The organism is Georgenia sp. EYE_87 (assembly GCF_023148685.1).
In the GTDB taxonomy this organism is placed as follows: Bacteria; Actinomycetota; Actinomycetes; order Actinomycetales; family Actinomycetaceae; genus Georgenia.
Map to the genome: position 1 here is coordinate 427,795 of NZ_JAHXNL010000002.1, position 21,430 is coordinate 449,224.

Consider the following 21,430-nt stretch of genomic DNA (forward strand, 5'->3'; position numbering starts at 1 on the left):
ATGTCCCCGGCGCCTCCTAGCCTCGACCCAGGACAGGTGAGCCCGGGAGGCGGCCCATGGCGACGCAGGTGCAGGAGCCACGCACCCGGTCCGGCACGGCCGACCGGCCCCCCGCCGCCCGCCCCGGCCGCCGGCCCGGGCGGTCAGGCTCCCGGCCGGGCGGCGGCAGGATCGAGGGGCTCGACGGCGTGCGCGCCGTGGCGATCGTCGCGGTGCTCGTCTACCACCTCCGCCCGGAGTCGCTGCCCGGCGGGTTCCTCGGCGTGGACGTCTTCTTCGTCGTCTCCGGATTCCTCATCACCACACTCCTCGTCCGCGAGCTGGGGAGCCGCGGCCGCCTCGACCTGCCCCGGTTCTGGGTCAGACGCGCCCGGCGGCTGCTGCCGGCACTGGCGCTGGTGGTCGTCGTCAGCATCCCGACCGCCTGGGCGGTCAGCTCGGACCTGCTGGTGAGCATCGGCCGCCAGGCGCTCGGGGCGCTGACCTTCTCCAGCAACTGGTTGGAGATCGCCGCGGGGTCCAGCTACTTCACGGCAACCTCGCCCCAGCTGTTCGTGAACTTCTGGTCCCTCGCGGTGGAGGAGCAGTTCTACCTGCTGTGGCCGCTCGTCCTCGCGGCGGTCATGGCGGCGACGTCGACGGCCCGTCCCCGGACCCGGCTGGCCCTGGGCGCCGCCGCCCTCTCCGCCGTCCTCATGGCGGTGCTCCACACGCCCGGCGAGGACGCCACCCGCGTGTACTACGGCACGGACACCCACCTGTTCGGCCTGATGATCGGCGTCGCCCTGGCGTTCGCGTGGTCCGACCCGCAGGGCGTCCTCACGTCCCGCGTCTGGCTGCGGTGGCGGCAGGCGGCGGCCCTGGTCGCGCTCGCCGGGCTCGTCGCGCTGATGCTGACGATCGAGCAGTCGAACCCGCTGACGTTCCGCGGCGGCATCCTGCTGGCCTCGGTTCTCACCGCCGTCCTGATCGCGTCGCTGCTCGGCCGGCCGGCCCTGTTCCAGCGACTCATGCGGCTGCGCCCGCTGGAGTGGCTGGGACAGCGCTCGTACGGCATCTACCTGTGGCACTGGCCCGCCATCGTCATCCTCACCGAGGCGCTGCCCACGGCGCACGACTCGCCGGCCCACTGGGCGGTTCGCGGGCTCGCCCTGCTCGTCACCCTGGTCGTCTCCGCCGCTTCGTACCGCTGGCTCGAGCAGCCCGTGCGCGAGCACGGGTTTCGCGGGGCGGTGGCCAGGGTGCGGAAGGCGCTGCGCAGCCGCGTCCCCGCCCGGCGTGGCCTCGCGCGGACGGCCGTCGCGGCCTCCGGCGCCCTCGTGCTGCTCACCGTCGGCGCCGTGGCGGTGGCTCCCGAACGCTCGCGCACGCAGGAGCAGATCGAGGCGGCGCAGGCCGCGGTGGACGCCTCCGCGGAGAAGGCGGCCGCGGTCGACCTCGCGGCCCGGGCCGACTGGTCCATGCCGTCGGGGGAGGAGATCACCGGCTTCGGCGACTCCATCGTCGTCACCAGTGCCGACGGCCTGGAGCACCGCTTCCCCGGCATCATGCTCGACGCGAGGTCGATCCGGCGCTGGTCCGACGGCGAGGCCGCGGTGGACGCGCGCCTCGCGGAGGGGACCGTGCGCCGGGCCGTCTTCCTCGACTTCGGCACGAACGCCGGGATCGAGGACGAGGCGGTGGTGCGCAGGGTGATGGACAAGCTCGGCCCCCAGCGGCTCGTCGTCGTGGTCAACCTCTACGGCGGCAGCGACTGGATCCCGGAGGCGAACGCCACCCTCGCGGAGATCGTCGCGGACTACCCCAACGCGATCGTCGCCGACTGGCACGGCGCGATCTCGCAGCAGCCGGAGCTGCTCCAGTCCGACCGGATCCACCCCGGCATCGAGGGTGCGCACCTCTACGCCGAGGTGCTGGAGTCCGCGTTCGCCGCACTGTCGGAACGGCTCACGGGCAGCCCCGTGCTCTTCCCCGACCAGATCGGCGGTGACCTGGGCGGAGCCGCGGCCGTCGGCGCCGGTCTGGGCGGCGAGGTCACGGAGGCCGCCGGGGCGGGCACCGCTTCCGACGAGGCCGCGGGCGGCTCCGACGACGTGGCCGCGTCCACCGACGGCGTGGCGGCGTCTCCCGAGGAGGCGGCGGCAGGAGAGTGACGTCGGTCACGCGCGCGTGACCCGGGCCGCCGCCGCTCCGACGACCCTCCGCGCGGTGGCCGAGCGGGAGACCGGCCGACCAGCCGCAGGTCAGCACGGCGCGGCGGACGGACGCTCCGGGCATGGCCGGACGTACCGACGAGGAGCATCCCGATCCTGAGAGCCACGTCTCACCACCTGGTGGTCGCGCGGCCACCTCGCACGGCGCGATAGTCTCTTTGGCGGATGTCTCGATGTCGAAACATCGTGTTGTAGACAACGGAAGGACGCAGCGGGGTGGACCTCTACGAGTACCAGGCTCGTGACGTTTTCGAGAAGCACGGTGTGCCCGTGCTCCGCGGGATCGTCGCGACGACACCGGCCGAGGCCAAGGCCGCGGCGGAGCAGCTGGGCGGCGGCACCGTCGTCGTCAAGGCCCAGGTCAAGACGGGCGGCCGCGGCAAGGCGGGCGGCGTGAAGCTCGCCCACAGCCCGGAGGAGGCCGAGGCGCACGCGAGCGAGATCCTCGGCATGGACATCAAGGGCCACACCGTCCACCGGGTCATGATCGCCGAGGGCGCGAAGATCGCCGAGGAGTACTACTTCTCCGTCCTGCTGGACCGGTCCGAGCGCCGCTACCTGGCGATGGCGTCCGTCGAGGGCGGCGTGGAGATCGAGCAGCTCGCCGTCGAGCGCCCCGAGGCGCTGGCCCGCGTCGCGGTCGACCCGACGGTCGGCATCGACGAGGCCAAGGCGAGGGAGATCGTCGAGACGGCCGGGTTCGCCCCCGAGATCGCCGACGAGGTCGCCGGCGTGATCCAGAAGCTCTGGACCGTCTACGAGGCGGAGGACGCGACGCTGGTCGAGGTCAACCCGCTCGTGCGCACCGAGGACGGGGCGATCATCGCCCTGGACGGCAAGGTGAGCCTCGACGCCAACGCCGACTTCCGGCACGCCGACCACGCCGAGCTCGAGGACAAGGCCGCAGCGGACCCGCTCGAGGCCAAGGCCAAGAACCTGGGCCTGAACTACGTCAAGCTCGACGGCGAGGTCGGCATCATCGGCAACGGCGCGGGTCTGGTCATGTCGACCCTCGACGTCGTCGCCTACGCCGGCGAGGAGTACGGGGTCAAGCCCGCCAACTTCCTCGACATCGGCGGCGGCGCCAACGCCGAGATCATGGCGAACGGCCTCGACGTCATCCTGGGCGACGCCCAGGTCAAGTCGGTGTTCGTCAACGTCTTCGGCGGCATCACCGCCTGCGACGAGGTCGCCAACGGCATCGTGAAGGCCCTCGAGATCCTCGGTGACGCGGCGGCCAAGCCGCTCGTCGTCCGCCTGGACGGCAACAACGTCGAGGAGGGCCGCAAGATCCTCGCCGAGGCGAACCACCCGCTCGTCACCGTCGTGCCCACGATGGACGAGGCCGCGGCCAAGGCCGCCGAGCTCGCGGCCGCGAAGTAAGGACGGACAGAACAACCATGTCGATCTTCCTCAACTCCTCCTCCAAGGTCATCGTCCAGGGCATGACCGGTGCGATGGGCCAGATCCACACCTCCCGCATGCTCAACGCCGGCACGCAGATCGTCGGCGGCGTGAACCCCCGCAAGGCGGGCACCAGCGTCGACTTCGACGTCCAGCCCCTCGGGCCGGGCGCGGAGTCCCGCCAGGCCGGCACCGTCTCCGTGCCGGTCTTCGGCTCGGTCACCGAGGCCCGCGAGGCCACCGGCGCCGACGTCTCGGTCATCTTCGTCCCGCCGGCCCACACCAAGGCCGCCGTGATCGAGGCCGTCGACGCCGGCGTCCCGCTCGTCGTCATCATCACCGAGGGCGTCCCGGTCGCGGACACGGCGGAGTTCTTCACCTACGCCGAGTCCAAGGGCGTGCGCCTGATCGGCCCGAACTGCCCCGGCATCATCACCCCGGGTCAGTCCAACGTGGGCATCACCCCGGCCAACATCACCGGGCCGGGCCGCATCGGCCTGGTCTCCAAGTCGGGCACGCTCACCTACCAGATGATGTACGAGCTCTCCGACATCGGCTTCACCACCGCCATCGGCATCGGCGGCGACCCGATCATCGGCACCACGCACATCGACGCCCTGCAGGCCTTCCAGGACGACCCGGAGACCGAGCTCATCGTCATGATCGGCGAGATCGGTGGCGACGCCGAGGAGCGCGCCGCGGCGTTCATCAAGGAGAACGTGACCAAGCCGGTCGTCGGCTACGTCGCGGGCTTCACCGCTCCCGAGGGCAAGACCATGGGCCACGCCGGCGCCATCGTCTCGGGCTCCTCCGGCACGGCCGAGGCCAAGAAGGTCGCCCTCGAGGCGGCCGGGGTCCGGGTCGGCAAGACGCCGTCCGAGACCGCTCGTCTCGCCCGCGAGCTGCTCGGGGCCTGACACTCCGCAGTGACCATGACGGCGGCCGTCCCGACGGGGCGGCCGCCGTCGCCGTCCCCGGCACCAGGCGCCGGGCAGGGCCCGTCAGGGTGCGGCGGCAGCCCGTGGCCGACACGCCGCGCCGGGACCGCGCCCGGGGGCCGAGGAGGCCGGACCATGGATCTGATGCCCGCCACCACCGACTCCCGCGTGCCGCACGTCATCGACGTGCCGATGATGACCCCCACCCGCCGCCTGCCCGAGGGCTGGCTCAGGGGACTGGTCGGCGGCGTGGAGGCGGCCGTCCTGAGCTGGCTCACCGTCGTCGTCCCCGCGATCGCCGCGTACGTCGCGACGGCGGCCGCCCCCGCGCTCGGCGACGCCGACTGGCAGGCCGCCGCCCGCACCGGGACGTCGCTGTGGCTCCTCGCCCACGGCGGTGCGGTGACCGGTGCCGGCGGGGCCGTCACCCTGCCTCCGCTGGGGCTGACCCTGCTCAGCCTCGCCCTCGTCTACGGCGCCAACCGCCGGGTGCGGCTGGACAGCTACGGTGCTGGCGCGTTCGCCGTCGTCGGCTTCGTGCTCGCGATGCTCCTCGCCTCGGTGACGGCCGGGCCGGGGCTCCAGCCGCTGGCCCTCCTCGGCGGCGCCGCCGTCGCCGTCCTCGGTGTCGGCGCGGGGGTCCGCCGCACGGGTGCAGCCACCCCGGCCTGGTGGGTCCGCTGGTGGGGGCGCGTCCCCGACTGGGTCGGCGGCGGGCTCCGTGCGGCAGTCTGGGCGTTGGTCGGGCTCCTGGCGCTGGGCGTCGCCGCCGCCGCGGTCGGGACGGTCGTCGGCTGGGACCGGGTGCGCATGGTCCAGGACGCGTACGTCCTCGACCCGCTCGGCACGACCCTCATGACGCTGGCACAGCTGCTCTACCTGCCGACCGTCATCGTCTGGGCGCTGGCCTGGGTGGCCGGTCCCGGCTTCGCCGTCGGCAGCGGGACGCTGTTCGCGCCGGGGGAGGTGCTCGCCGCGCCGCTGCCGGCCGTCCCGCTCCTCGGTGCCCTGCCCTCCCCGGAGGCGCCCGGCCCGCAGTGGGTGGTCGTGGCGCCCGTTGTCGTCGGCATCGTCGTGGGGGTGCTGCTCCACAGGCGACTGCCCCAGGACTCGCTCGCCCGGGCTGCCGGCTCGGCGGTCGTCTGCGCGCTTGGCGCCGCCCTCGTCACGGCTGCACTCGTGCGGGCCGCAGCCGGAGCCATCGGGCCGGGGCGCATGGCCCAGACCGGTGGCGATCCCGCCGCGGTGGGCGGCATGGTCCTCGCCGAGCTCGGCACGGCGGTGCTCCTGACGGTCGTGGCGCTGCACCCCCGCACGGCCGAGCGGCTCGGTGCCGGCGCCCGCGGGGCGCGTGAGCGGATGAGCGAAATCGCGGAGAGGCGCGGTGCGCGTCGCGAGGGGGTCAAGGACGACGACGGCGGCCGCGAGGCTGCCGGTGCCGGCGGGACCGCACATGACGAGTCGCAGGACCTGTCCAGGGAGGGCGAGGCGCAGCAGGACGCGGCGGAGACCGGCGCGGACGAGGACCGCGCACCGGTCCGCAGCGACGCGGAGGTCCGTGGCGACGCGGAGGTACGTGGCGACGCAGAGGCACGCGTCGAGCCCGAGCCCGAGGCCGCGGTCCGGAGCGACGACGACCTGCCCGACACCTCCCGCAGCGCTGCCTCACCACCGGACTGGCACGCCGTGACCGGCACAGTCGGTTCGTCGGCCGTCGCCCGAAACGCCGTCACGGGGGACGCCGTCACCCGCGACGTCGCCGCACCCGCCCCAGCCGGTGACCCGCCGACCGAGGAGAAGCCGCGCGGTCGACGCCTCGGCCGGTGGTCCGGGCCCACTCTGTCCGACTGGACGGAACCCAGCCGCGACTGAGCGCGACGGCGAGGCCACCGCCGTCCGGAGGAGTCTGGGTACCGCCGGGTCTCAGCCCTGCGGCGCCTCGAGCACCTGGCGCATGCGCTCGTCGAGGGATCGCTCCAGCTGCGCGAAGCAGGAGTCCTTCGCCTGCCCGGTGATCGCCCCCTCCATGCACTCCGAGTAGGCGCTGTACTCCCGCCACAGCACCACCTGGCCGGACGCCGCCAGCGTCAGGAACGCCGCGAGCACCAGCCCCACGATCAGGACGGGCGTGACCGCGCCGCGGACCCTCGCCCGGCGCACCTTGACCAGGGCGACGATGCCCAGGACGAGCGCCGCCAGGCACAGCAGACCGGGCAGGAGCGCCCAGGGCCAGGGCAACGTGAGCAGACCCAGCCCGAGCGCCGTGACGATCGCGAGGCCGAAGAGACGGACCCATCGGTGCGCGTCGCGCTGTGCGGTCTCGTCCGCGCCCGGGCCGGGGCCTGCGGGACGGCCGGACCCCGGGCTGCGGCCGGGTCCGCCTGTCGGCGGCGTCGGCGACGGCGGACGCCCCTGACGAGGGGGCGCCCCCTGCTGTCGAGTCGCCGGCCCCTGCCGGGGCGGGCGGACCTGCTGCTCGGGCATGGCCCCATCATCTCCCACCGGGCCGTTACCCTCGGCAGGGTGACCAGCGACGCGCCCGCCAGCCTCCATGCCGCACCGGGCAGGCCAGCCCGTCTCGTGGTGCTCGTCTCCGGCGGCGGCTCGAACCTCGCAGCGCTCCTCGAGGCGACGGCGGACCCGGCCTACGGGGCCCAGGTCGTCGCCGTCGGGGCCGACCGGGAGGGCACCGGCGGCGAGGCGATCGCCCGTGCGGCCGGGATCCCCACGTTCGTCGAGCGGGTCGGCGCCTACGAGGACCGCGACCAGTGGGACGCCGCCCTGACGGCACAGGTCGCCGCCCACCGGCCGGACCTGGTGATCTCCGCAGGCTTCCTGAAGCTGTGCGGCCCACGGTTCCTCGAACGCTTCGAGGGCCGGTACGTCAACACCCACAACACCCTCCTGCCCGCGTTCCCGGGGATCCACGGGCCGCGCGACGCCCTGGCGTACGGCGTCAAGCTCGCCGGGGCGACCCTGTTCTTCGTCGACGCCGGGGTCGACAGCGGGGCGATCCTCGCCCAGGTGGCCGTCCCGGTGCTCGACGACGACGACGAGGCCTCGCTCACCGAGCGCATCAAGGTCGCCGAGCGGGCCCAGCTGGTCGAGCAGGTCGGCCTCCTCGCTCGCGAGGGATGGCGCATCGAGGGTCGTCGGGTCCACCTCGGGACCTGAGCGGCGGCGGGCCCCCGGTGCGCCTCGGCCGGTTCGCTAGAGTGGGCACCGGCCGTGACTGGCGAAGGTGGAGCACACCACCGGGGAGCGGCCGGAAGTTCCCTTCAGCGCACCGCACGCCTGGGTGCCTGGGTCGGGCGTCGTCTGACGCCCGCTGCACACGCCGTCGACCCAGGAGCTTTGCCATGAGCCAGAACCCCATCATCGAGCCGGTCGGGGACCAGGTGCCGCTGCGCCGGGCGCTCGTCTCCGTCTACGACAAGACCGGCCTGACCGAGCTCGCCGCGGCCCTGCACGCCGCGGGCGTCGAGATCGTGTCGACCGGCTCCACCGCCCGGACGATCGCCGAGACCGGCGTCCCCGTCACCCCCGTCGAGGAGGTCACCGGGTTCCCCGAGTGCCTCGACGGCCGGGTGAAGACCCTGCACCCGCGCGTGCACGCCGGCGTACTGGCCGACCGTCGGCTCGCCACCCACCGCGAGGAGCTCAGCGAGCTCGGCGTCGCGCCCTTCGACCTGGTCGTCGTCAACCTCTACCCGTTCACGCAGACCGTCGCCTCCGGCGCCGGCGTCGACGAGTGCGTCGAGCAGATCGACATCGGCGGGCCCACCATGGTGCGCGCCGCGGCCAAGAACCACCCGTCCGTCGCCGTCGTCGTCGATCCCTCCCGGTACGACGACGTCGCCCGCGCCGCCGCGGGCGGCGGCTTCACCCTGGCCGAGCGTCGGGCGCTGGCTGCCCAGGCGTTCCGGCACACCGCGACCTACGACGTCGCCGTCGCCTCCTGGATGGGCAGCGTCCTCGCGCCCGACGACGAGGTCGACGGCTCGGCCACCGGCTTCCCCGGCTGGGTCGGGGCCACGTGGGACCGGCAGGCGGTGCTGCGCTACGGCGAGAACCCCCACCAGCGTGCGGCCCTGTACACCAGCGGGCACGGCGAGCCGGGGCTCGCGCAGGCCGAGCAGCTCCACGGCAAGGCCATGAGCTACAACAACTACGTCGACGCCGACGCCGCCTGGCGCGCCGCCCACGACCACCAGGGCCCGGCCGTCGCCGTCGTCAAGCACAACAACCCCTGCGGGATCGCCACCGGGGCGGACATCGCCGAGGCCCACCGCAAGGCGCACGCCTGCGACCCGGTCTCCGCGTACGGCGGGGTGGTCGCCGCCAACCGGCCGGTCACCGCCGAGATGGCCGAGCAGCTGGCCCCGGTGTTCACCGAGGTGGTCCTCGCTCCCGACTTCGAGGAGGCGGCGGTCGAGATCCTCTCGCGCAAGAAGAACGTCCGGCTCCTGCGCGTCGCGGGCTCGGCCCGCGGCGCCGTCGAGACGCGCCCGATCAGCGGCGGCCTGCTCCTGCAGGCCACCGACCGCGTCGACGCACCCGGTGACGACCCGGCCGTCTGGACCCTGGCGGCCGGGCCGGCCGCCGACGAGGCGACCCTGGCGGACCTCGAGTTCGCCTGGCGCTCCGTGCGCGCGGTGAAGTCCAACGCGATCCTGCTCGCCCGTGACGGGGCGAGCGTCGGCGTGGGCATGGGGCAGGTGAACCGGGTGGACTCCTGCCGCCTCGCGGTCGAGCGCGCCAACACGCTCGGGGCGCCGGTCACCTCCGTGGTCGACTCCGCGGGCGGGGCCGAGAACGTCGACGGAGCGGCCCCCGGCCCGGAGCGCTCCCGCGGGGCCGTGGCCGCCTCGGACGCGTTCTTCCCCTTCGCCGACGGCCTCCAGGTGCTCATCGACGCCGGCGTGCGCGCCGTCGTCCACCCCGGCGGGTCGATCCGGGACGAGGAGGTCGTCGCCGCGGCCGACGCCGCCGGCGTCACGATGTACTTCACGGGCACCCGACACTTCGCCCACTGACGTACGTCACGGACGAGGCGGCGCGGTCGTCCGGTAAGTGCTCCTGGGCAGATACAGCGCTCCTGGGACGACTTGTCCTGCTCAGGAGCACTTTCCGGTCCGCGGCGGGTGGTACCGGTGCGGGCACGGGCGCCGGTGCGGGTGCGGGCGTGGGGACGGGTACCGGTGCGGGCGCGGGTACGGGCGCCGGGTCCGCAGCCCGTCAGCCCGCCACGGCCCTGCGCAGCGGGACCGACGGGTCGAGCGCCCGGTCGAGGTCCAGGACGGGGCGGGCGCCCCCCGCGAGCAGTTTGCGCAGCGGCGAGACGTCGCGCGGACGGTCCACCGTGAACCCGCCCACCAGCCGGGCCGGGCCGGCCGGGGGGTCGGTCGGCAGGTACGCGTCGCGGGTGAGGTACAGGGCGGTCCAGCCGCCGGCGTCCGGGTCCCCACGCAGCACGACCTCCTCGCCGTCGTGCGGCCTGCCCACCAGGGTGAGCTCGTGCCCGAGCTGGGTGGAGAAGACGTACGGCGCCGGGGTCGGTGGGGCGTCGTGCCCCAGCAGGCCGGCCACCAGCGCCGCGGGATGGGTGAGGGCGGCGTCCCAGTGCCCGCCCGGCACGGTCCCGACCCCGGCGACCGTCATGTCGGCGCAGTCCCCGACCGCGCGGACCGCGGCCGGCCCGCCGATCACCCGGCCCGACTCGTCGACGGGGACGGCGCCGCGCGGGGTCAGCGGCACCGCGCCGGCGAGCCACCGCGTGGCCGGACGGACCCCGGTGGCGGCGAGGACGACGTCGGCCGGAAGGATCTCGCCGTCGGCCAGCTCGACCTCGCCGGGACGCACGGCCCCGACGGCGGCGTCGCACCGCAGCTCGACACCGGCCGCCGCGTACCAGGGCACCGTCAGCGCCCCCACCCGGGTGCCCACCTGCCGGGCGAGGGGGGTCGGCGCCGCCTCCACGACCCGCACCTCGCACCCGCGGCCCGCCGCGAGCCCGGCGACCTCGGCGCCGATCCACCCGGCGCCGACGACGACGAGGCGCCGGCCCGGCGCCAGCTGGGAGCGCAGGCGCTCCGCGTCCGCGGCCTCGTGGAGGAGCAGCGCGCCCGACCACCCGGGCGGCGTCACGGCGTGCGCGCCGACCGCCAGGACCACCGCGTCGGCCTCGAGGAGGACGCTCCCCCCGCCGGCCCCGGCGTCGGCCTCGACCCGGGCGTCGCCGTCGTGCGCGTCGAGCCGCACGGCGCGGTGGCCGAGCAGCACCCGGTCCGCGAGATCGGCGAGGTCGCCGTAGCCCTCGCCGGCCAGCCACACGGGCTCGGACCGGGTGAAGAGCTCCTTCGACAGGGGCGGCCGGTCGTAGGGGGCGGTGGTCTCGGCGCCGACCACCGTGATCTCCCCGGAGAACCCCTGCGAGCGCAGCTCGGCGACCGTGCGCAGACCGGCGAGCCCGGCGCCGACGACGAGCACCGAGCGGGGCGGGCGAGGCGTGTTTCCAGTCTCTCCGGGCCGGACAGGCAGAGTTTCGGGCACGCCGCCACGGTAGTCTCGTCCGCACCATGACCAGCGCGCGCCTCCTCCGCTCGACCACCTTCGCGGTCGTCGTCGCCGCGATCGTCCTGGTCTGCCTGCTGGCCTTCCTCGTGGACGCGCGCACCGGCGTGACCGCGCTCGCGGCGTTCCTCGCCCTCGGTGCGGTCCTCCGCGCCGTCGTGCCGGAGTCCGTCCTCCCGGGGGCGCGGTCCCGGGCCTTCGACGTGGTCTTCCTCCTCGCGCTCGCCGTCGCCCTCGGCTACCTCAGCCCCTGGGGGAACGCGACCGTGCCGCCGGGCAGCTGAGGGCGGGTTCGCTCCCTCGCCGGTCCGGTCTGCGAACGCGGGCCGTCCGGTCCTGGCCGACAATGGTGCGGTGAGTGCCGTCATCACCGACATCGCCCTCGTCCTCCTCTTCATCCTGGTGGGCGGGGTGTTCGCAGCGTCCGAGATGGCGCTGGTGTCCCTGCGGGACAGCCAGGTGCAGGCCATGGCGCGACGGGGCGGCGCCGGCGCGAAGGTCGCGCGGCTCACCGCCGACTCCAACCGGTTTCTCTCCGCCGTTCAGGTGGGCGTCACCCTCGCCGGGTTCTTCTCGGCCTCCTTCGGCGCCGCGCAGATCGCGCCCGTCGTCGCGCCGGTCCTCGAGGGGTGGGGCGTGCCGGGGTCGGTCGCCCACGGGGTGGCGTTCGTGGCGACGACGGTGATCATCTCCTACCTGTCGCTCGTTCTCGGCGAGCTGGTGCCCAAGCGCCTCGCCATGCAGAGCGCCGAGACCGTGTCGTTGCTCGTGGCCCGGCCGCTGGACTGGATCGCCACCCTGCTGCGCCCGGTCATCTGGTTCCTCGGCGCCTCCGTGGACGTGGTCATGCGCCTGCTGGGCCGGGACCCGAGCGCGCAGCGGGAGGAGATGGGGGCGGACGAGCTGCGCTCGCTCGTCGCCCAGCACGAGTCCCTCGGCGAGGAGGAGCGCGACATGGTCGTGGACCTGCTCTCGGTCGGGGAGCGCACCGTGCAGGAGATCATGACCCCGCGCACCGAGGTGGAGTTCCTCGACGCCGCCATGCCGGTGGAGGAGGCGCAGCGCCTGGTCGGCACCCTCGAGCACTCCCGCTACCCGGTGCGGGGCGAGAACAACGACGACGTCCTCGGCTTCATCCACATCCGCGACCTCATCAACCCGGCGCCGCACGTGCGCACGATCGGCGACGTCGTCCGCGACCTGCTCTACTTCCCGACGGGCAAGCAGGTCCTCACCGCCCTGACGGAGATGCGCCGCGCCCACGCCCACCTCGCGATCGTCGTCGACGAGTACGGCGGCACGGACGGGATCGTCACCCTGGAGGACGTCGTGGAGGAGTTCGTCGGCCAGATCCAGGACGAGTACGACCGGGAGGACCCCGAGGTCGTCGGCCACGGGGAGACCGAGAGCGTCGCGGGCCTGCTGGGCCGCGCGGAGGTGGCCAAGGTGCTCGGCCGCGAGCTGCCGGACGGCCCCTACGACACGCTCGCCGGCTTCATCATGTCCGAGCTCGGCCGGCTTCCCGCCGTGGGGGACTCCGTGACCTGGGGCGACGCCGTGCTCACCGTGACCGCGATGGACGGCCGCCGGGTGGACCGGGTGGAGGTCGCCCGGGAGAAGGCCCGCACCGCCTGATATCTCGACATCGAGTAATCTGTGTCTGGCGCCGGGGCCCCGGCGCAGAAGTCGACAGCGCCCCTCGCGGGCGGTCAGGAGTGTTGCGGGACCATGACGAAGATCAAGGTGGCGGGCCCGGTCGTCGAGCTCGACGGCGACGAGATGACCCGGATCATCTGGCAGTTCATCAAGGACCGGCTCATCCACCCCTACCTGGACGTGGACCTGCGGTACTACGACCTGTCGATCCAGAACCGTGACGCCACGGACGACCAGGTCACCATCGACGCGGCCAACGCCATCAAGGAGCACAACGTCGGCGTCAAGTGCGCCACGATCACGCCCGACGAGGCCCGCGTCGAGGAGTTCGGCCTGAAGAAGATGTGGGTCTCGCCCAACGGCACGATCCGCAACATCCTCGGCGGCGTCGTCTTCCGCGAGCCGATCATCATCTCCAACGTCCCGCGCCTCGTGCCGGGCTGGACCAAGCCGATCGTCATCGGCCGTCACGCCCACGGCGACCAGTACAAGGCCACCAACTTCAAGGTGCCCGGCGCCGGCCAGCTCACCATCACCTTCACGCCGGAGGACGGCTCCGAGCCGATCCAGCACGTCGTCGCCAACTACGGCGAGGACGGCGGCGTGGCGATGGGCATGTACAACTACAACAACTCCATCGCCGACTTCGCCCGGGCCTCGTTCGCCTACGGCCTGCAGCGCAACTACCCCGTGTACCTCTCCACGAAGAACACCATCCTCAAGGCCTACGACGGCGCCTTCAAGGACATCTTCCAGGAGGTCTTCGAGAACGAGTACAAGGCCCAGTTCGACGCCGCCGGGCTGACCTACGAGCACCGCCTCATCGACGACATGGTCGCATCGGCCATGAAGTGGGAGGGCGGCTACGTGTGGGCCTGCAAGAACTACGACGGCGACGTCCAGTCCGACACCGTCGCGCAGGGCTTCGGCTCCCTCGGGCTCATGACCTCCGTCCTCATGACCCCGGACGGCAAGACCGTCGAGGCCGAGGCGGCCCACGGCACGGTCACCCGGCACTACCGCCAGCACCAGGCCGGCAAGCCGACGTCGACCAACCCGATCGCCTCGATCTTCGCCTGGACCGGCGGCCTCAAGCACCGCGGCAAGCTGGACGGCACCCCCGAGGTCACCGGCTTCGCCGAGGCCCTCGAGGACGTCGTCATCAAGACGGTCGAGTCGGGCAGGATGACCAAGGACCTGGCCCTCCTCGTCGGCCCGGACCAGGAGTGGCAGAGCACCGAGGAGTTCCTCGCCACCCTGGACGAGAACCTCCAGACCCGCCTGGGCTGACCGCAGCCCTGCCGAGAACGCCCTGACCGCCCGTCCGCCACCCGGTTCGAGCGGTCAGGGCGTTCTCGTCCCCACCATCAGTCGTGAGATGCCATTCCCGTGGTGAGTCATCTCCTCGGACGGCGAGGTCTTGACACCTCACCGAGTTGTCGACATGTCACCCGATGGTGGGCAGGTCGCCGGCCCACGGGGAGGCCACCCCTCGGACGCCCGCATGTGGTCCCCGCCACGGGGAGTAATCTTGACGCCGAGATATCTCCCACCCCACGAAGGAGTGCGTCGATGACCACGACACCGGTGAACGTCACCGTGACCGGAGCTGCCGGCCAGATCGGGTACGCCCTGCTGTTCCGCATCGCCTCGGGCCAGCTGCTCGGGCCGGACACCCCGGTGAAGCTGCGTCTGCTCGAGATCCCCCAGGGCGTCAAGGCCGCCGAGGGCACCGCGATGGAGCTCGACGACTGCGCCTTCCCGCTGCTCGCCGGGATCGACATCTTCGACGACCCGAAGCAGGGCTTCGAGGGTGCCAACGTGGCGCTGCTCGTCGGCGCCCGTCCCCGCAGCAAGGGCATGGAGCGCGGCGACCTGCTCGAGGCCAACGGTGGCATCTTCGGCCCCCAGGGCGAGGCGATCAACGCCGGCGCCGCCGAGGACATCCGCGTGCTCGTGGTCGGGAACCCGGCCAACACCAACGCTCTCATCGCCCAGCAGCACGCGCCGGACGTCCCGGCGGACCGCTTCACCGCGATGACGCGCCTGGACCACAACCGTGCGCTGAGCCAGCTCGCCGCCAGGACCGGCGCGCCGGTCTCGTCGATCAAGAACCTGACCATCTGGGGCAACCACTCCGCCACCCAGTACCCGGACATCTTCCACGCGACCGTCGACGGCCGGCCCGCCGCGGAGCTCGTGGACCAGTCCTGGCTGGAGAGCGACTTCATCCCGACCGTCGCCAAGCGCGGCGCCGCCATCATCGAGGCCCGCGGGGCCTCGTCGGCCGCCTCGGCCGCGAACGCCGCGATCGACCACGTCCACGACTGGGTCAACGGCACCGGTCAGGACTCCTGGACCTCCGCCGCCATCGTCTCCGACGGCTCCTACGGGGTGCCCGAGGGCCTCATCTCCTCCTTCCCCGTGCGGGCGAAGGACGGGAAGTGGGAGATCGTCCAGGGCCTGGAGATCTCCGAGTTCTCGCGCGGCAAGATCGACGCCTCGGTGAACGAGCTCGTCGAGGAGCGCGACGCCGTCAAGGAGCTCGGCCTCGTCTGACGGGCGCATCTCAGCCTCAACAACTGGCTGACCGAAGGGTCTGTACCGGGTACCGGTACGGACCCTTCGGTCTGTCCGGGCGAACTTGCGGTCATGGCATCTGCAACCTTGCTGAAAATTTGCAAGGACCGCTACTCTCGGGTCGACCTGCGCGTCGTGGCGCAGCCGACGAAGGAGTCACCCGAGCATGGATCACCGCCCGCGCACCGCCGTGGCCGCGCTGAGCGCGACCACCCTCGCCCTCGCCGGGCTGAGCGCCGCCGCCACCTCGCTGGCCGCCCCCGCCGCCGCCGCCGACCGCCAGGTCGTCCTCACCGGCTCGCTCCAGACCGAGCTCGGCTGCGCGGCCGACTGGGACACCGCGTGCGCCGCGACGGCCCTGGCGGCGACCGGCACCGCGGGCGTCTACGCCCTCGAGGCCGAGGTCCCCGCCGGGACGTACGAGTACAAGGTCGCCCTCGACGGCACGTGGGACGACGCCCACCCCGCGCAGAACGTGCCGCTCCACCTGACGGCGCCCGCGACGCTGCGCTTCGTCTTCGACGACGCCACGGACCGCGTCAGCATCGAGGTGCCCGGCCTCGCCGGCGGCTACGCCCCGGAGGACGACGCCCTCGTCGCGGCGCCGGTGCGCACGCCGGGCTCGGGCGAGAACTTCTACTTCGTCCTCACGGACCGGTTCGCCAACGGCAGCCCGGCGAACGACACCGGCGGCCTCGAGGGCGACCGGCTCACCACCGGGTTCGACCCCACGGACAAGGGCTTCTACCACGGCGGCGACATCGCCGGTCTGCGTGAGCGGCTGGACTACATCGAGGGCCTGGGCACCTCCGCCATCTGGCTGACGCCCTCCTTCAAGAACAACCCCGTCCAGGGCGAGGGCGCGAACGCCTCCGCGGGCTACCACGGCTACTGGATCACCGACTTCACCCAGATCGACCCCCACCTCGGCACGAACGCCGAGCTCGAGAGCTTCGTCGACGACGCCCACGCCCGGGGCATCAAGGTCTACTTCGACATCATCACGAACCACACCGCAGACCTGATCGACTACGCGGAGAAGCAGTACACCTACGTCGACCTGGCCACCGCGCCCTACCTCGACGCGGCGGGCAACGCGTTCGACCCCGCCGACCACGCCGGGACGGGCGCCTTCCCGGAGCTCGACGCCGCGACGTCGTTCCCCTACACGCCCGAGCGGACCGGCGAGGTGGTCCCCGAGGCCCTGAGCGACGTGCGGCTCTACCACAACCGCGGCAACTCGACCTGGTCGGGGGAGTCCGTCACCTACGGCGACTTCGACGGCCTCGACGACCTGATGACAGAGCACCCGACCGTCGTGGAGACGATGACGGACGTCTACACCACGTGGATGGACCTCGGCATCGACGGCTTCCGGATCGACACCGCCAAGCACGTGAACTTCGAGTTCTGGGAGCAGTGGACCGCCGCGATCGACGCTCACGCCGCCGCCACCAACCCCGACTTCTTCACCTTCGGCGAGGTCTACGACGCCGACGCCCGGCTCACCTCGCCCTACGTGCGCGAGACCGACATGTCCTCGGTCCTCGACTTCGCCTACCAGTCGGCGGCGCTGAACTTCGCCAAGGGGTTCACCACGGCCGGCCTGGCGGGCCTGTTCGCCTCCGACGACCACTACACGACGCCGCACTCCAGCGCCGACGCGCTGCCCACCTTCCTCGGCAACCACGACATGGGACGGGTCGGCAACCTGCTCCAGGGCAGCGGGGCCGAGCTCGAGCGGTCCGAGCTGGCCCACTCGCTCATGTACCTCACCCGCGGCCAGCCCGTCGTCTACTACGGCGACGAGCAGGGGTTCGTGGGCCTGGGCAACGACAAGTCGGCCCGCCAGGACATGTTCGCCTCACAGACCCAGGAGTACGTGGACCAGCCGCTGCTCGACGGCACCGCCTTCGGGGCCGGCGACCACTTCGACACCACGGCGCCGCTGTACGAGCACATCGCCGGGCTCGCCGCCCTGCGCGACGCCCACCCCGCCCTGGACAGCGGCGCCCAGATCGAGCTGCACGCCACCGACGGCGCCGGGGTATACGCCTTCGCCCGGGTGGACCGGGAGGAGAAGGTCGAGCACCTCGTCGCCGTCAACAACGCGACGACGCCGCAGACCGTCACCCTCACCACCCTCACCCCGGGGGCGACCTACGCCCCCCTGCACGGCACGCAGGAGCCGGCGACGGCGGACCCCGCCGGCTCCGTGACGCTCACCGTCCCGGCCCTGACCGCCGTCGCCCTCGAGGCCGACCGGCCGGTGGCCGCCGCGGAGGAGCAGACCATCGTCCTCGCCCCGGCCGCCGGGGCCAGGGTGGAGGGGCTCGCGCCGGTGAGCGCCGACGTCGCCGACGACCGCTGGGCCGAGACCTCGTTCGCCTACCGTCTCGTCGGCGAGGCCGGCTGGCACCCGCTCGGCACCGCCGAGGACGACACCCCGCGCGTCTTCCACGACACCGCCGGCCTGCCGGCCGGGACGCTCGTGGAGTACCGCGCCGTCACCGTGGACGCGGCCGGCACCCGGGCGGCGGCGTCGACCCTCGGCTCGGTCGGCGTCGACGTCACGGGGGACCCGGCCGAGGAGCCCGTCGGCGGCGACCTCGTCACCGTGCCCGGGAGCCACAACGCCGCCATGGGCTGCCCGGGCGACTGGCAGCCGGACTGCGCCGCCGCGGCGCTGACGCTGGACCAGGCGTCCGGGAAGTACGTCGGCACCTTCACGCTGCCCGCGGGCGACTACGAGTACAAGGTGGCGGTCGGCGGCAGCTGGGACGTCAACTACGGCGCCGGCGGCGTGCCCGGCGGCGACAACGTCCGCTACACCCACGCCGGCGGCGCGGTGACCTTCATCTACGACCCGGTCACCCACGACTTCACGAACACCTCGCAGGGCCCGATCATCACCCTGCCCGGGTCGTTCCAGAGCGAGCTCGGCTGCCCCGGCGACTGGCAGCCCGACTGCCTCGCCACCTGGATGCTCGACCCCGACCGCGACGGGACGTTCACCTTCACCACCGACGCCCTGCCCGCCGGCTCGTACGAGGTCAAGGTCGCCCACGACCGCAGCTGGGCCGAGAACTACGGCGTCGGCGGCGCCCGCGACGGCGCCAACTACACCTTCGCCGCCACGGCGGGCAGGGCGGTGACGTTCACCTACGACATCGACACCCACGAGCTGACCATCGAGGTCACGGACCCGCCGCTCGCCGGCGTCGGTCAGCAGCGTGCGCTCTGGCTCGACGCCGGGACGATCGCCTGGCCGCGGGACCTGCTCGGCGGCGCCGACCCCGCGACGCTGGGCTGGTCGCTGCACCACGCGCCGGAAGGCGGCCTCGAGCTCGCCGACGGCACGGTCACCGGCGGCGAGGAGGTCAGGCTCGCCCGCGACCCCGGCGGTCTGAGCGAGGAGCTGCGTCAGCGGTTCCCGCACCTGGCGGACCACGTCGCGCTCGCGGTCGAGGGACTCGACCGCTCCGCCGTCGGCGACGTCCTCACCGGCCAGGTCGCCGTGCTCCAGCGCGGGGCCGACGGCGGCGCCACCGCCTTCACCGGCGTCCAGGTGCCGGGCGTGCTCGACGACCTCTACGCCGACGCGGCCGCGGACAGGGCGCTCGGTGCCGAGTGGTCGGGCGGGGCCCCGTCGCTGGCGCTGTGGGCCCCCACCGCCAAGGACGTGGACCTCCTGCTCTGGGCCGACGGTACCGGCACCGGCGAGCCGGAGCGGGTCGAGATGACCCGGGAGGACGACGGCGGCTGGACGGTCGCGGGCGCGGCGGACTGGGAGGACCGCGCCTACCGCTACGAGGTCGACGTCTACGCCCCCGCCACCGGGGCGGTGGAGACCAACGTGGTCACCGACCCGTACTCCGTGGGGCTGACGCTGAACTCGACCCACTCCGTCCTCGTCGACCTCGACGACGACGTCTGGGCGCCCCGGCTCTGGGCGGAGACGCCCGCGCCGGTGATCGAGGACCCGGTGGACCGCACGATCTACGAGCTTCACGTCCGCGACTTCTCCGTCGCCGACGCCACCGTCCCCGAGGAGCTGCGCGGCACCTACGCCGCCTTCGCGCTCGAGGGCACCGCGGGCACGGACCACCTGCGCGACCTCGCCGAGGCCGGCATGAACACCGTGCACCTGCTGCCCACGTTCGACATCGCCACGATCGAGGAGGACCGGGCGCACCAGGCCGTGCCGGACCTCCCGGCCGACGCCGCGCCCGACTCGGCCGAGCAGCAGGCGGCGGTGGCCGCCGTCGCCGACCAGGACGCCTTCAACTGGGGCTACGACCCATACCACTTCTCGGCGCCGGAGGGCTCCTACGCCTCGCCCGGCAACCAGCACGGCGGAGCGCGCGTGGCCGAGTTCCGCTCCATGGTGGGCGGTCTGCACGACGCCGGTCTGCAGGTGGTCCTCGACCAGGTCTTCAACCACACCGCCCAGTCCGGGCAGGGCGAGAAGTCGGTGCTGGACCGCGTGGTCCCGGGCTACTACCACCGCCTCAGCGCCACCGGCTCGGTGGAGACCTCGACCTGCTGCCAGAACGTCGCCACCGAGCACGAGATGGCCGAGAAGCTCATGGTCGACTCGGTCGTGACCTGGGCGGGGGACTACCGCGTCGACGGGTTCCGGTTCGACCTCATGGGCCACCACAGCGTGGAGAACATGCAGGCCGTCCGGGCCGCGCTCGACGAGCTGACGCTCGAGGAGGACGGCGTCGACGGCTCCTCGGTCTACCTGTACGGCGAGGGCTGGAACTTCGGCGAGGTGGCGGACAACGCCCGCTTCACCCAGGCCACCCAGGGCCAGCTCGGCGGCACCGGCATCGGGACCTTCTCCGACCGGCTGCGCGACGCCGTCCGCGGCGGCGGGCCCTTCGACGAGGACCAGCGGGTGTACCAGGGCTTCGGCTCGGGCCTCGCCACCGACCCGAACGCCGTGGCCGCGGGCACGCCCGAGGAGCAGGCGGCGCGGCTCGCCCACGCCACCGACCTCGTGCGGCTCGGCCTGGCCGGCAACCTGCGCGAGTACTCGTTCCTCACGAGCTCCGGGGCCGTCCAGCGCGGCGACGAGCTCGACTACAACGGGCAGCCGGCCGGCTACGCCGACAGCCCGGAGGAGGTCGTCACCTACGTCGACGCGCACGACAACGAGACGCTCTTCGACAATCTCGTCCTCAAGCTGCCCGTGGACACCCCGATGGCGGACCGGGTGCGGATGAGCACGCTGTCGCTGGCGACGACGGCGCTGTCGCAGACCCCGAGCTTCTGGCACGCGGGGGCGGACCTGCTGCGCTCGAAGTCGCTGGACCGCAACAGCTACAACTCGGGCGACCACTTCAACCTGCTCGACTGGTCCCGGCAGACCAACAACTTCGGGGTCGGGCTGCCGCCGGCGGCGGACAACGAGGACAAGTGGGGCGTGATGGCGCCGCTGCTCGCCGACCCGGCGCTCCGGCCGGCCCCGGCGGACATCGACGCCGCGGCGGCCCAGGCGCAGGACCTGCTCCGGCTGCGCACCTCCACCGAGCTCTTCCGGCTCGGCTCGGCCGGGGCGATCCAGGAGAAGGTCAGCTTCCCCGGCTCCGGCCCCGAGGCGACGCCCGGCGTCATCGTCATGCACGTCGACGACCGCCTGGGCGAGGACGTCGACCCCGACCTGGACGGCGTGCTCACGGTCTTCAACGCGTCGCCCGAGCCGGTCACCGAGACCGTCGTGGGGCTGGCGGGCCGCGAGTACGTCCTCTCGCCGGTCCAGGCGGCCGGCGCGGACGACGTCGTGCGTGCCACCACGTACGACGCCGCCACCGGCACCGTGACCGTGCCGGCGCGGACCGTCGCGGTGCTCGTCGAGGCCGCCCCGGGGGAGGAGCCGCCGTCCGGCCCCGGGTCCGGCATGCCGTCCGACCGGCCCACCGGGCCCGGTCGGCCCGGGGAGACCCCGGTCGGGCCTCCCGCGGACCGCCCCGGGCGCGGCCCGGCCGGCGAGGTGCCCGCGAAGAGCTACTCGCGGGCCGAGAAGCCGGGGGCCTGAGACCCCGGAGCCAGGGACCACAG

13 protein-coding genes and 1 riboswitch are annotated in these 21,430 nt (G+C 73.4%); of the genes, 11 read left to right on the plus strand and 2 right to left on the minus strand.

Annotated features, from left to right (window positions below):
• Positions 1–56 precede the first annotated feature (56 nt).
• The 4 genes from KZX45_RS05365 (at position 57) to KZX45_RS05380 (ending at position 6,427) form a co-directional block, all read left to right on the plus strand.
• Positions 57–2,153, plus strand: a complete 2,097-nt coding sequence (locus tag KZX45_RS05365) for an acyltransferase family protein (RefSeq protein ID WP_248256661.1) — start codon at positions 57–59, stop codon at positions 2,151–2,153.
• Between the two features lie 276 nt (positions 2,154–2,429).
• Positions 2,430–3,596 (plus strand): ADP-forming succinate--CoA ligase subunit beta, encoded by a 1,167-nt coding sequence (gene sucC, locus KZX45_RS05370; RefSeq protein ID WP_248256662.1) that lies wholly within the window; start codon positions 2,430–2,432, stop codon positions 3,594–3,596.
• Positions 3,597–3,613: 17 nt separating this feature from the next.
• The gene (gene sucD / locus KZX45_RS05375; RefSeq protein ID WP_248256663.1) at positions 3,614–4,534 is read left to right on the plus strand and encodes a succinate--CoA ligase subunit alpha; all 921 of its coding nucleotides are present in this window, start codon (positions 3,614–3,616) and stop codon (positions 4,532–4,534) included.
• Between the two features lie 156 nt (positions 4,535–4,690).
• Positions 4,691–6,427, plus strand: a complete 1,737-nt coding sequence (locus KZX45_RS05380; protein WP_248256664.1) for a DUF6350 family protein — start codon at positions 4,691–4,693, stop codon at positions 6,425–6,427.
• Positions 6,428–6,478: 51 nt separating this feature from the next.
• Here KZX45_RS05380 and KZX45_RS05385 read toward each other — a convergent pair whose 3' ends face one another.
• Entirely contained in the window at positions 6,479–7,039 is a 561-nt protein-coding gene (locus KZX45_RS05385) for a hypothetical protein (RefSeq protein ID WP_248256776.1), read from the minus strand.
• Positions 7,040–7,078: 39 nt separating this feature from the next.
• On the opposite strand from KZX45_RS05385, the gene purN reads away from it, so the two are divergent.
• Positions 7,079–7,729 carry a phosphoribosylglycinamide formyltransferase gene (purN, locus tag KZX45_RS05390; RefSeq protein WP_248256665.1) on the plus strand — a complete coding sequence of 217 codons (651 nt, stop codon included), beginning with the start codon at positions 7,079–7,081 and terminating at the stop codon, positions 7,727–7,729.
• Positions 7,730–7,773: 44 nt separating this feature from the next.
• Positions 7,774–7,862, plus strand: a riboswitch (ZMP/ZTP riboswitch).
• A gap of 52 nt (positions 7,863–7,914) precedes the next feature.
• The gene (gene purH, locus KZX45_RS05395) at positions 7,915–9,591 is read left to right on the plus strand and encodes a bifunctional phosphoribosylaminoimidazolecarboxamide formyltransferase/IMP cyclohydrolase (RefSeq protein WP_248256666.1); all 1,677 of its coding nucleotides are present in this window, start codon (positions 7,915–7,917) and stop codon (positions 9,589–9,591) included.
• A 202-nt stretch (positions 9,592–9,793) separates the two neighbouring features.
• Here purH and KZX45_RS05400 read toward each other — a convergent pair whose 3' ends face one another.
• On the minus strand, positions 9,794–11,107 hold the full coding sequence (locus KZX45_RS05400; protein ID WP_248256667.1) for an FAD-dependent oxidoreductase: 1,314 nt from the start codon (positions 11,105–11,107) through the stop codon (positions 9,794–9,796).
• 26 nt (positions 11,108–11,133) lie between these two features.
• Here KZX45_RS05400 and KZX45_RS05405 point away from each other — a divergent pair, with 26 nt between their 5' ends.
• The 5 genes from KZX45_RS05405 to pulA all read left to right on the plus strand — a co-directional run bounded on the left by KZX45_RS05405 (position 11,134) and on the right by pulA (position 21,407).
• A complete protein-coding gene (locus KZX45_RS05405) occupies positions 11,134–11,412 on the plus strand; it encodes a DUF3017 domain-containing protein (protein ID WP_248256668.1) in 279 nt (92 codons plus the stop codon).
• Positions 11,413–11,482: 70 nt separating this feature from the next.
• Entirely contained in the window at positions 11,483–12,763 is a 1,281-nt protein-coding gene (locus KZX45_RS05410; RefSeq protein WP_248256669.1) for a hemolysin family protein, read from the plus strand.
• A gap of 93 nt (positions 12,764–12,856) precedes the next feature.
• A complete protein-coding gene (locus tag KZX45_RS05415; RefSeq protein ID WP_248256670.1) occupies positions 12,857–14,074 on the plus strand; it encodes an NADP-dependent isocitrate dehydrogenase in 1,218 nt (405 codons plus the stop codon).
• Positions 14,075–14,356: 282 nt separating this feature from the next.
• Positions 14,357–15,343, plus strand: coding sequence for a malate dehydrogenase (locus KZX45_RS05420; protein ID WP_248256671.1), 987 nt, complete (start codon positions 14,357–14,359; stop codon positions 15,341–15,343).
• Positions 15,344–15,530: 187 nt separating this feature from the next.
• Complete coding sequence (gene pulA, locus KZX45_RS05425; protein WP_248256672.1) at positions 15,531–21,407, plus strand: pullulanase-type alpha-1,6-glucosidase; 5,877 nt, start codon at positions 15,531–15,533, stop codon at positions 21,405–21,407.
• Positions 21,408–21,430 lie beyond the last annotated feature (23 nt).